A 12,240-nucleotide genomic window follows, 5' to 3' on the forward strand; every position below is an offset into this window, starting at 1 on the left:
ATCGCCTGGCGTCACCCGAGACCCAGGTCGACATGCGCAAGGGCGCGATCCCGCCCGCCCTTGACCATCTTCCAGGTCGGGATAGCAAGCGCCGCCGTGACCGCGAACAGGGACAGCAGAAGGGCAAGCAGGCGCGCAATCATGGTCATGCGCCCTGCTCCAGCGTCACGGCATACAGACCATGGTGGGACAGGATGAACAGCGTTCGCCCCTCTTTCCCCCCGATAACCAGTTGCAACGGGCGTTCAGGCACGTCGATCCGCCCGATTTCCCGCCCATCGGCGGCGTGGACGAAAATCTGCCCATTGGCGATATAGACCCGCCCTTCCCGGTCGCGCACGACGCCCTCGCCGCCCCGCTCCGCGAAGATGGCCAGGTCGGTCATGGCGCCGCCTGCGCCGACCACGGCGCTATATGTCCGGTTTTCAGAGCCGTTGGTTATGTAGACGCGCTCGCCCGGCTTGCCCTGGATGAACCCGTAGCTGTCGAGCGAGTCCGAAAAGCGCAGGCCGCGATGGTCCGCCGGTCCCTGCGCGAAGACGCGCCATGCCGGCAGGGTGACGCTGCCGTCGGGCGAGACATATTCCCTGGCCTTGGGCAGCGCCATATCGCGCGCGAACATGTCCGCCAACGTCGTGAATGCATAGGTCTTGGGATCGATCTGATCCTTGAACTCACCATTGTTCCACCAGTTGACGGGCAGCACCGTGGCTGCGCCTGGATGCGGAGCCACGGATGTCGCGGGAATGACGCTGATCTCGCTGTCCGGCGCATCGGGCCTGACGCTATAGACCGTGCCGTTGCGGCCATAGGAGGAAAGAACCAGCAAGTTGCCCGAACGATCCACAGTCAGGTTGACCGGATCGAGCGTGGCGTCGCGCACCATTTCCAGCCGTCCTTGATCGGACCAGCGCCAGATGCGCTGGAACTTGCGGTCGATGAAATAGAAACGCCCTTGCGCGTCCACTGCGCCGCCGCCGGCAGAGTGGAAACCTGCTGCGAGTTTCTCCACCCTGGCGCCCAGGAAGGTGGAGGGCGTGACCGGATCGGGCTTGGCCGGCACATCCAGCACGGCAAACTCCCGCTCGCGCACGTCGAGCCCATGGGTCACGTCCCTTATGCTATTCTCGAACGGGAATTTGGTGAGCCGCAAAAAGGTCGCGCAGCCATTTTCGTCGCAGGTGGCAAGGCCGCTTTCGCCATTCACATGGACGTTGCGGAAACGGATATCATGGGAATTATAGAGGGTGACGGCGGCCGGCGCAGGCTCACGGGTGCGGGTGACGCGATAGCCGTGGAAGTTGGCGACCAATATATTGTGGGAATTGCGGATCTCCAGCGCGACGGCATTGCCGCTCTCGCCCGCTTCACCTTCGGTCTGGGGCGCCAGCAATTCCCAGTTGGAAACGCGGTTGAGGCCGATTTCGGTGCGGACATGATGTTCGACCGACGCCTGGATCAGACGACCGGGCGTGTCCGTGTCGGATATCAATATGCCGGGATGACCGAAGGTGCTGGGACTCCAGATATTGGCGAAGGTGCCACCACCGCCCTGCGTGACCCAGAGGCTGGCATATTGGCCGGCCCAGCGGCGCGCGGCGTCGGGATCAGCGGTAGCATTGTTATTATAGGGCGTGACGCGGCTGCCATCGAAGCGATCGGTGCCATGGCCACCCTGGAACTTGACGTCGTTGACCATCGAGTGGGCGCCCGCTTTCCACAGCAGCGCGGTGGCGCGCGGATTGGCGCCGTTGGTGTTGAGGCCAAGGCCCGCGACGATCGCATCGCCGCCCTGGGCGCTTTCGACCAGCGCCTTGGGCGCACCGACCCCCGCCCAGGCGGGGGTCGTGTCGGGCAGCACGATCTGCGTCAGGCTGGGGTGCAAGCCCAGCAGCACCGTGCCGGGGCGTAGACGCAGCGTATCGCTGACCCGATAGAAGCCCGCGGGCAGATAGACGACACGATGGCTATCGATCGCCTTCTGGATCGCGGCCGTATCGTCCGTGCTGTCATCGCCCTTTGCACCGAATGTGCGGACGCTCACCCATTCGGATACCGACGGCAGCGCACGAATGGCGGGCGCGGCCGGCGCGGGCAGGCTCGCGATGCGTTCCGCCTCCATCTCGGTTCTATATTCGCCGATGCGGCCAAGACCGGGCAGGGTCAGGCCATGGGTGAAGGATGTGACCTTATAAGCCGCGCCCGCGCCTGCCACCGTCCGGCCGCTCTCGCGGAAGCGGGCGAAAGTCGGGCTATTGGCGGCCAGCACATTCTGGAAGCCGATCTGGGTATAGACATTCTTCTCGTTGGAGATGAGGACGCCGGCCTTCGACACATTTTCGAACCGGACATCCTGGCCCCAGAGCCAGTCGCCATAGCCGCGATCGATCTCGATTCCGACCGGCACATTGCGGAAAGCGACGTTGACGAGGGTCAGGCCCGCTTCATGCTCGCGAATGGCCGCGTCACGCTGCCCTTCGAAGGTCGCGTCGACCAGCGCGAACGGCCAGGCGGGCGACGGCTTCTCGGCCAATATGCCATAGCGGCCACCCCTGAAATGCAGGTCTTCGGCTTCGTTGGCGACATGGTAGAGACCGGCCAGGCCAGAGCCGATGTCGAAATCGACATGGCTGACGAAGCTATGCTGCGCGGAATGGAAACGGATCGCGGTGGCGGCCGGATTGCCGTCCAGGATACGGAAATCGATATTGGCAAGCGCGGAATAGAAGGTGCCGGGATTGGCGTCGGCTATGTCCTTGTTGAAGGGCACAGTGCCGGCAGGCGGGAAGGCGGCAGGCCGGGTGTCCTTGTCGGTCTGACGCGTGCTACCGGTGAACATCAGCATATGGGCGACGCCGCGCTGGAAGCCGGGCGTGTTCTTGCCGAGCAGGATGATCGGCCGTTTCTCACCGATGCCGAAGATGCGGACCCCCGGCCAGAGGAACAGGGTGCGGCTGATCCGATAGGTCCCGGCGGGCAAAAAAACGATGCCACCACCGCCCTTCTCCGCCGCCTTGTCGATTGCCTCCTGGATCGCGGCGCTGTCGTCGGCGCGGCCATCACCCACCCCTTGCACGGCGACGGCGCGGGGTTCGTCGGGCGCGCTGACATAGACGGACGGGGAAGCCTGCGCCGTCTGGACCGCCGCCAGACAGAGCAGCATCGATGCGCAGGCGCCGATCAAACAGCGATACATTCGGCAAGCTCCGAAAAGAAGATGTCCCGGCCGTGCAGAACCGGGACGAGGTTGGGGGAGATCAGGGACGATCAGAAGTTGAAGCGGACACCCGCGCGATAGATGCGGCCCAGCGTGTCGTAGAGCGCCGGATTGATATCCAGACCGGTATTGGTCTGGGGCGATGCGACCGGGTCCTTATCGAACAGATTATCGACCTTGCCATAGATGGACAGACGGTCGCTGAACTTGAAGGTCGCGCCGATATCCATATAGAAGGCGCCCTTCATCCTGTTATAATCGATGGTCGGATGATTCCCGGTCGAGGCGGGGCAGGACGACTGGCAGACCACATATTGGTTGCCGAAGGTGCCGTCGCTGAACCAGCGTTCCTGCACCGTCAGGCTGAACCTGCCGCTGTCATAGGTTTGCACCGCCAGCCATTTCCAGTCGGGCGTATTGCCGTTGTTGGCGCCGGCCTGATCGACCGGGTCCACGCCGGCGACGCCAGCATTGACGATGAATTTGCGGATATGGGTGCCCAGCGCGCGGACGGTGAAATTGCCGGGCAGCCCAAGCGGCTGCTGCCACTGGTAGCTGGCCTCGATATCGAACCCGCTGGTCCGCCAGGAGGCGAGATTGAACGGCTGGACATTGATGAAATTGTCCTGAACATTGGCATTGTCGAGGCTGAAGCCGCCGCAGAAGGCCTGATTGCCATCGAAGCAGAATTGCACGATCTGCTGCGCTGACAGGCTGGAGATAACTCCCTTCAGCTTGATGTCATAATAGTCGAAGGACAGGCTGAGGCCCGGCAGCCAGGACGGCCGCGCCAGAACGATGCCGATTTCGGTGTTGCGCGCGATTTCCGGCTTCAGATTGGGGTTGCCGATCGTTCTCTGGAACGCCTGCACGGCGGCGCCCTGGAAGGGGTCGTTGAAATTGGGCAGCGTCGTGACGGTCGGCGCCGCGAACAGCTCCGACAGGTTGGGCGCACGCACGTCGCGCGACGTCACGGCACGCAGGCGAATGCCGTCGAGCGGCGTGTCCCAGGTACCGCCCACCTTCCACGCCCACACGGTGCCCGACGTGCTATAATGGGTGCCGCGACCGGCGGCATTCAGGTTCGCACGGCCCACCGACTGGCTGTCGAACAGCGGCAGGTCGACTTCCAGAAAACCTTCATAGACTTCGTATTTGCCGCGGCCATTCTTGTAATTGCCGGCTGCCCAGTTATTGCCCTGCGCTGCGTTGAGCAGCGGATCGGCGGGATAGTCCGGGCTGTTGGGGCTGAGGTCCGAAACGCCGGCGCCATAGGGGTCCGCATTCACCCGGTAGAATTCCCGACGATATTCGCCGCCGAACGCGACCGACACCGGCCCGGCCCACAACTCGAAGGGATTGCCCGAGAAGTTCAGGCTGGCGACGTCCTGGGTCAGCTTGGTGTGCTGGAACGGACCATTTTCATGCGGGGCGACATAGGCGAGCGCCGACGCAGAGGGGGTGAAGCCGCCGAAGATGTTGATCGGCTGGCAGCCATTGGCCCGCGCCACCGGATCGGCGCAAATGATCGCCCCGTTGAGGGTGATCGCATTGGCCGCCGCCGCATAGCGGTTCTGAAGGACAATATCCTTCACCCGGATGTCGGAAATGGTGATGCCATGTTCATAATAGGCGTCATAGTTCCAGTCGGAGCCGCCGACCTCGAACTTGCCCTTGGCCCCGGCGACGAAGCGATATTGGCGCCGGTCAGTATAGACTTGCGGATCGGGGAAGGCAGCGTTGCTCGACCCGAAATTGAAGAAGGTAATGCCGGCAGTGGCACAGCGATCCTTGACCAGTTGCGGCAGGAAGGCGTTGGCGCATTCGACCCTGAGGCTCGCGCGGCCATAGCCGGGGCTGGGTTGATTGTTGGTCTTCACCTGCGCCACATTGACCGTGACATAGGCTTCATTGTCCTCGGCAAAGTCGAAGCCGATCCGGCCATAGCCGTTGATGCGCTCCAGCTTGGACTTGAGCGACGCGCCCGACCCCGGCGCGCCCGACAGATCGCCGCCCTCGCAAAAGCTGTTGCCGGGATAGCAGTTGGTGACGGCGCCGGTGCCGGTCGGCTGGCCGTTCGACCCATAGTTGAAATTATAGGGCGTGCCATTCTGATCGAAGGCGATGCCCTGCAACGGACCATTGTTGATCAGGCCGTAGCGCGCGAACTGATAGGGTTGCGCATAGTCGCGATAGTTGAACTGCGGCAGGCCATTATTGGTCTGGCCGGTATTCATCAAGGTGGTGGCGCGATACCAGTCGCGGCTGCCGGCCAGGTCCGTGCCGAAATCGCCCGCGCCGACGCCGCCTTCATGGTCATATTCACCGCTGAGGACGAGATGGAGGCGATCGTCCATGAAGGACTTGCCATAGGCGGCCTGGACCAGCGCCGTCTCGTCATCGCCATATTTGGTGATGCTGCCCAGGATATTGCCCTTGAATCCTTCGAAATGGGTGTCGGTGATGAAGTTGACGACGCCGCCGACCGCGTCCGACCCATAGGAAGCCGAGGCGCCGCCGGTCACGACGTCGACCCGCTTCACCAGCAGTTGCGGGAACATGCTGATGTCGGGCACGCCGGTAACGTTGGCGCCGACCACGCGCTGGCCGTCGAGCAGCGTCAGGGTGCGGATGGGCTGGAGGCCGCGCAGCGAGAAGGAGCTCAGCCCCTGCTGGCCGCTCGACGTGCTGAAGGTGCCGGTCGCCGCGCCGGTCGATCCCTGGAGCGAAGGCAGCTGGGCCACGGTGTTGAAGATATTGGGCTGCGCATTGTTGGCGATCTGCTCCTCGCCGATAACCGTGGTGGGCGTGGGCGCATTGAAACCGCTGGTGGTGATGCGCGATCCGGTGACGACGATATCGGCGGCGCGCGGCGCGGACGCATCGTCGGCCTGGTCCTGCGGCGTGATGCTCTGGGGCTGCGGCGCGGGGGCGGACTGGGTCGGGGTCTGGGTCTGGGCCTGCGCCAGTCCGGCCAAGGCCATGGTCGCCACCGCCGCCAGGCTGACGCCGGCCAGTTGCCGATGGATTGCGATCGTCACTTTCATTGATCCTTCCCCTTTATATCCGACCCATCCTCCCGGAGCCGGTCGCGCCCATGTCGGGCGATCCTACAAAGCCTATCCCCGCGCCCCGTCCGCCGCACTTACGACATAGGTCGTAGATGCTGCCGGAAGCCCTGATTTCAGGGCTTTGCCGCGTAGAGCGCGTGATGCGTCAAGATGAAGAGCGTGCGCTTGTCCGGCCCGCCGAACAGGATCTGCAACGGCCGGTCCGGCACGTCGATGCGTCCCGTTTCCTTGCCGTCGGGACCATAGACAAAGATCTGCCCGTTCGCGACATAGACGCGCCCCTGACCATCCACCGCGACGCTTTCGCCGCCGCGATTGGCGAAGGGCTTGAGGTCGGTCAGCGTGCCGCCCGCGCCGACCGTACCGCTATAGGTTATATTCTCCGACCCATTGGTGACGAACAGGCGCTCGCCCGGCTTGCCGCCGATGAGGCCGTTCGCGTTCAGGCTGTCGGACCAGCGCCAGCCTGTATGATCGATGGGGCCCTGCTGCCATGTGCGGAAGGCGGGCAGGGACAGGCTGCCGTCGGGGGAGAGATATTCCTTCGCCTTGGGCGTGCCGGCGTCGCGCGCGAACATCTCGGCGAGCGTGGTGAACGCATATGTCTTGTGGTCGAGCTGGTCCCTGAACTCGCCATTATTCCACCAGTTGACCGGCAGCAGCGTCTTCGCCGCGCCGCCCGCGCGTATCGGGGTCGGCTGGATCAGCGTCATCTGGTCCTTCGGCCCTTCCGGATCGACAGAATAGACGCCCGCCTTCGGCCCCAGAGAGGACAGGACCAGCAGATGACCCGACCCGTCGATCGCCAGATTGACCGGATCGAGCGCATGGTCGCGAACGATCTCCAGTCCCTTGGTTTCGCTCCAGCGATGGATGCGCTGGAAGCGGCGGTCGATGAAGTAGAGCGCGCCCTTGGCGTCCACCGCCGCGCCGGAGATCGACCAAAAGCCATCCTCCAGCTTCTCGACCCTGGCGCTGCTGGGCGAGACCGGCGTGATCTTGCGGTCGGCCGCGCCGATGTCGAGCTTGGCAAATTCCCGCTCGCGCACCAGCAGCTTGCGGCTCACATCCTCGATCGCATTGTCGAACGGATATTTGCTTGCCCGCAGGAAAGTGCCGCAGCCTTCGTCGTCGCAGGTCGCATAGCCGCTCTCGGCATTGATATGGACGTTGCGGAAACGGATATCGCTCGAATTGGTCAGCCTGACCGCGCTTTTTTCCGGCGCATAGGTGCGCGTCACGCGATAGCCATGATAGTTGGCGAACAGCAGATTTTTCGAATTGCGGATGTCGAGCGAGATGGCGTCCGGGCCGTCATCCACCTCCTGCTCGGTTTGCGGCGCCAGAAACTCCCAATTCTGCACATTGTCGAGCACGAATTCGTTACGGGCATGATGTTCGACCGACATTTCATAGACATGGCCGGGCGTGCTGGTGTCGGTGATATAGAATCCAGCCTGCGCGAAACTGTTGGGACTCCACACGTCGGCGAAGGTACCGCCGCCGCCGTCCGTCACCCAGATGCTGGGATATTGGGCGTCCAGCCGTCCGTCGGTGACCGGATCACCCGTATTGACCCGCAAGGCGCCCAGCATCTTGCCGTCGGCGGTCGGCGTGCCGCCGCCGCCCATAATCTTCACGTCCTCGACCAGGCTTTTCTCGCCCGATCGCCACAGCAGCGCCGAAGCGCGCGGATTGATGCGGCCGGTGAAGAGGCCAAGGCCCGACAGGATATTGTCGCCGCCTTTGGGGCTTTCGAGAATCGGCAGCACCGGGCCGAGACCCGCATGGGCAGGATTGTCGTCGGGAATATAGAGTTGCGTGATGGCGGGATGCAGGCCGATCAGCACGCTGTCGGGGCGGATGGTGAGCTTGTTCGTGATCTTGTAGAAGCCGACCGGGAAATAGAGGATGCGATGGCTGTCGATCGCCTTCTGGATCGCGACGGTGTCGTCGGCCTTACCGTCGCCCATCGCGCCCAATGTGCGGATATTGACCCATTCGCGCATCGGCGGCAGGTCGCGAATGGCCCTTTCGCGCGGCGCGGGCATGGCGGGCAGGACCTGAATATCCGCTTCCGTCTTATATTCGCCCTGATGGCCCAGGTCCGGCACGGCGAGGCCGTAGGAGAAATTTGCGACCCTATAGGCCTTGCCCTTGCCATCCACCGTCCTGCCGCTGTCGCGGAAGCGGGCGAAGACCGGACTGTTCTGGACAAGCGCATTGTCGAAACCGACCTGGGTGAAGACATTATTCTCGTTGGAGATGACGACGCCGGCCTTCGACACATTTTCGAACCGGACATCCTTGCCCCAGAGGCTGTCGCTATAGCCCCGGTCGATCTCGATCCCGACCGGCGTGTTGCGGATCGCGACGTTGACGAGGGTAAGATCGACCTCATGCTCGCGGATGGCGGCGTCGCGCTGGCCGTCGAAGGTCGAGTCCAGAAGGGTGAACTGCCAGGCGGGGGAGGTCTTTTCCGTGACGATGCCGTAGCGGCCGCCCTGGAAATGGACATTCTCGATGACATTGCCGGCTTGATAGACGCCGGCGAACGCCGTGCCCAGGCGGAACTCCATGTGGCTGAGGAAGGCATGCTGCGCCATGCGGAAGCGCACGCCCGCAGCCGCCGGATTGCCCGCGCCGATCTCGATATCGACATTGCTCATCGACGAATAGAAGGTGCCGGAATTGGCATCCCGGACCACTTTGTCGCGCGGTACGACGGTCGGCACCGGAACGGGCACCTTGCCGACATTATACTGATCGCCGCCCGCGAAGATGACCATCGTCGACACGCCCTGCTGAAATCCCGGTGTGTCGGCGCCCAGCAGGATGACCGGCCGGGTAGGACCGACGCCATAGACGCGCACGCCCGCCGGTACGATCAGGCTGCGCGTGATGCGATAGGTGCCGGACGGCAGGAAGACGATGCCATGGCCGGTCTTGTCGCGCGCCTGGTCCAGCGCCTGCTGGATCGCCGCGCTGTCGTCGGCCTTGCCGTCGCCCTTCGCCTTGACCGTGACGGCATGGGGTTCGTCCGGCGCGACGGGGAAAACCGACGGGCTTGCGGCCCGGGCCGGCGCTCCCAAAGTGGTCGCCGCCAACAAAGCCGCGATCATGCTGCGTCCGATCATAGCCGCCTCTCCATGCTGTTATCTACCTGGGATCGCCTGATTAAAGATCCGGCCTGGACTTGGCACTTGCGACGAAGGTCGTAGTTTGCACGCGGCGATCCGCGATTCTATAGCGAGGGAACAGTGTCGCGGCGCCGTTCGACGCCGTCCGTCTGCAAGGGACGTCGCTTTGTTATCATCCTTGGCCCCTTCGTCCGCTCTCGCCGTGATCGTCATGGGTGTGAGCGGCTGCGGCAAATCGACGCTGGGCGCCCTGCTGGCGGACGCCATGGCCTGTCCCTTCCTGGAGGGGGACAGTTTCCATGCCCCCGCTGCGATCGAGAAGATGCGCGGCGGGCAGCCGCTGACCGACGAGGATCGCTGGCCCTGGCTCGACCGGCTGGGCGCCGCGACTGCGACAGCGAGTGAGACATATGGCGCAGCGGTCGCGGCCTGCTCCGCGTTGCGGGAAAGCTACCGGGACCGGCTGCGATCGGCGATCGGCAGCCATGTGCGGTTTGTGCTGCTGGACAATAGCCGGGAGGAATTGTTGGCCCGGCTCAACAACCGGCCCGGCCATTATATGCCAGCGACCCTGCTGGACAGCCAGATCGCGACATTGGAGCGCCCGGCCCCCGATGCGCGCACGATGATCCTGACCACCGATGTCGCGCCGGAACAGTTGCGGGACCAGGTGCTGGCCTGGCTAAGCTGAAGCGCTTCAGGGCAATCGCTTCAGGGCATCAGGCGACGGCGCCCTTCCCACAGATGCCAGCGCATGGCGAGCGCTGCGCCTTCGGGATCCTGGGCGCGGATGGCGGCGACGATCTGCTCATGTTCGCGCAGCATCGTGGCGATGACCTCCGGCGGGCGTGACCGGCTGATGTCGACGCCCGCCCGCATGATCTTGTCCACATCGCCATGCAGCGCGTCGAAGGCGAGCAGGAAGGCGGGATTGCCCGTCGCCTTGGCAATGCGGCGATGCAGTTCCATATCCTCGACATGGGCTGGTTCGCTGGACAGGAGTGCCGCGCGCAGCATCTCCATCCCTTCCTCCACATAGGCCATTTCCTGGGCGGTGCGACGGGTCGCGGCGAGGCGCGCCGCCTCCGCCTCCAACACGAAACGCACTTCATAACTGCCCAGCGTGGTCGGCAGCTCGGTCGATGCCATGAACATGGCCAGCCGGTCGGACGGGCGGCTCTTGACGAAGGAGCCGGCCCCGCGCCGCGCCTCCGTGATGCCGTCCGACGCCAGCCGCATCAGCGCCTCGCGCACGATCGCGCGCGACACGCCGAACATTTCCGCCAGCCGCGCCTCCGACGGCAGGCGCGCACCGACCTCCAGATCCTCCGCCTTGATGATGTCGACGACCTGCGCATAGACATGATCGGAAAGTCGCGACTGGCTCATCATGACCTCACCCCCCTGATCAGAAGATGCTGCTCGCGACAAGCACCAATAGCAGGCCGACGATCGCCACCACCGTCTCCATGATCGACCAGGTCCGGAACGTGCCGGGCATATCGGTGCCCAGATAGCTCTTCACCAGCCAGAAGCCCGGATCATTGACATGGGAGAAGAAGAGCGAGCCGGCGCCGATCGCCAGCACCATCCATTCGGGTTCCACGCCCGACGCCGCCACCAGCCCCTGCATCACACCGGCCGTGGTGATGGTCGCCACGGTGGCCGAGCCGGTCGCCAGGCGGATGCAGACCGATACGCTCCAGGCAAGCAGGATCGGCGAGATTGCGCCGCCCTGGGCAATGCGCACCAGCATGTCGGACAGGCCGGCCGTCACCAGCACCTGCTTAAGCGCGCCACCCGCCCCGATCGCCAGGATGATGCCGCCTGCGGGCGTCATCGCCTCCGTCCAGATCGCGTTCTGGATGGTGCGGTCGGTAATGCGACGGCCGAACAGCAGAGGCAGAGCGACCAACACCGCGACCAGCAGGGCGACGACCGGATCGCTGACCCAGGCCAGCCAGTGGAAATGGACGGCCATGGCTGGTGGCAGCAACGCGACCGCCTGACCGGCGGCGATCAGCACCACCGGCAGGAGCACCGCGGTCAGCGCGCGGCCCACCGAGGGCGTAGGGACATCTGCCTTCACCGGATCGAGCAGGGGCGGATTGAGCTTGACGCCCGGCGCCGTGAAGCGCGCCAGCAGGGGACCGGCGATGATCGCGGTCGGAATGCCGACGATAAGGCCGTAGACGAGCGTCAGGCCCAGATTCGCGCCCAGCGCATTGACCGCCAGCAGCGGCCCGGGATGCGGCGGCACCAGCGCATGAACCACCGACAAGCCCGACAGCGCGGGCAACATCAGGCGCAATTTGGCAGTGTCGCCATTTTGCCCGGCCGGCAGCGCCGCCGCCGCCGAAGCGACGATCGGCAGCAGCAGAACCAGGCCGGTTTCGAAAAAGAGCGGCAGGCCGATGACGATCGCGGTGAAGAGGCTGGCCCAGGGCGCGCCGCGCACACCCGACAGGCGCAGCGCGGCGCGCGCGAGGCCGCCCGCGCCGTCCGACAATTGCAGCATCGCGCCAAGGCCAAGGCCCAGAGCGACGACCAGGCCGGTCCCGCCCAATATGGCGCCCGCGCCCTTTTCGACCGCCTTGGCGGTTTCCTCCATCGGCAGTCCGGCGAGCAACCCCACGGTGAAGGCGCCGCAGAGCAGGCCGACAAAGGGATGGAGGCGCCCCCGGATGATGAGGGCGATGGACAGGGCGATACCCACGCTGGCGGCAAGGACAAGCCGATAGTCCGCCGGGCTCATCGCCGCTGCGCCCCGGCGCCGGCGGGGAAACCCATATCGGCAAACGCAGCCGAACGA

General features: G+C 64.5%; 7 protein-coding genes. 1 reads left to right on the top strand and 6 read right to left on the bottom strand.

The features are described 5' to 3' along the window. Nucleotides 1-11: 11 nt before the first annotated feature. The 4 genes from AC58EF_RS08550 to AC58EF_RS08565 form a co-directional block, all read right to left on the bottom strand. Nucleotides 12-149: a hypothetical protein gene (locus AC58EF_RS08550; RefSeq protein WP_497275606.1), complete on the bottom strand. Its 138-nt coding sequence runs from the start codon at nt 147-149 to the stop codon at nt 12-14. Further along, nucleotides 146-3,196, bottom strand: coding sequence for a glycosyl hydrolase family 28-related protein (locus tag AC58EF_RS08555; RefSeq protein ID WP_497275608.1), 3,051 nt, complete (start codon nt 3,194-3,196; stop codon nt 146-148). Before AC58EF_RS08555 ends, AC58EF_RS08550 begins: the two co-directional genes overlap by 4 nt. Nucleotides 3,197-3,267: 71 nt before the next feature. Continuing rightward, complete coding sequence (locus AC58EF_RS08560) at nt 3,268-6,264, bottom strand: TonB-dependent receptor plug domain-containing protein (RefSeq protein WP_497275610.1); 2,997 nt, start codon at nt 6,262-6,264, stop codon at nt 3,268-3,270. 137 nt (nt 6,265-6,401) lie between these two features. Continuing rightward, entirely contained in the window at nt 6,402-9,425 is a 3,024-nt protein-coding gene (locus AC58EF_RS08565; protein WP_497275612.1) for a glycosyl hydrolase family 28-related protein, read from the bottom strand. Nucleotides 9,426-9,639: 214 nt separating this feature from the next. Between AC58EF_RS08565 and AC58EF_RS08570 the strand changes: the two genes are divergently transcribed. Continuing rightward, nucleotides 9,640-10,119, top strand: a complete 480-nt coding sequence (locus tag AC58EF_RS08570) for a gluconokinase (RefSeq protein ID WP_497275845.1) — start codon at nt 9,640-9,642, stop codon at nt 10,117-10,119. Nucleotides 10,120-10,139: 20 nt separating this feature from the next. On the opposite strand, the gene AC58EF_RS08575 is transcribed toward AC58EF_RS08570, so the two are convergent. Both AC58EF_RS08575 and AC58EF_RS08580 read right to left on the bottom strand, forming a co-directional pair. Continuing rightward, nucleotides 10,140-10,817 (bottom strand): FadR/GntR family transcriptional regulator, encoded by a 678-nt coding sequence (locus tag AC58EF_RS08575; RefSeq protein ID WP_497275846.1) that lies wholly within the window; start codon nt 10,815-10,817, stop codon nt 10,140-10,142. Between the two features lie 19 nt (nt 10,818-10,836). Continuing rightward, nucleotides 10,837-12,183, bottom strand: coding sequence for a GntP family permease (locus tag AC58EF_RS08580; protein ID WP_497275613.1), 1,347 nt, complete (start codon nt 12,181-12,183; stop codon nt 10,837-10,839). Nucleotides 12,184-12,240 lie beyond the last annotated feature (57 nt).

Source organism: Sphingobium sp. WR1 (assembly GCF_059693745.1).

What these genes read in the sequence shown, in the direction of transcription:
- AC58EF_RS08550 (WP_497275606.1), bottom strand. Translation starts at nt 149, where the DNA reads ATGACCATGATTGCGCGCCTGCTTGCCCTTCTGCTGTCCCTGTTCGCG.
- AC58EF_RS08555 (WP_497275608.1), bottom strand. Translation starts at nt 3,196, where the DNA reads ATGTATCGCTGTTTGATCGGCGCCTGCGCATCGATGCTGCTCTGTCTG.
- AC58EF_RS08560 (WP_497275610.1), bottom strand. Translation starts at nt 6,264, where the DNA reads ATGAAAGTGACGATCGCAATCCATCGGCAACTGGCCGGCGTCAGCCTG.
- AC58EF_RS08565 (WP_497275612.1), bottom strand. Translation starts at nt 9,425, where the DNA reads ATGATCGGACGCAGCATGATCGCGGCTTTGTTGGCGGCGACCACTTTG.
- AC58EF_RS08570 (WP_497275845.1), top strand. Translation starts at nt 9,640, where the DNA reads ATGGGTGTGAGCGGCTGCGGCAAATCGACGCTGGGCGCCCTGCTGGCG.
- AC58EF_RS08575 (WP_497275846.1), bottom strand. Translation starts at nt 10,817, where the DNA reads ATGAGCCAGTCGCGACTTTCCGATCATGTCTATGCGCAGGTCGTCGAC.
- AC58EF_RS08580 (WP_497275613.1), bottom strand. Translation starts at nt 12,183, where the DNA reads ATGAGCCCGGCGGACTATCGGCTTGTCCTTGCCGCCAGCGTGGGTATC.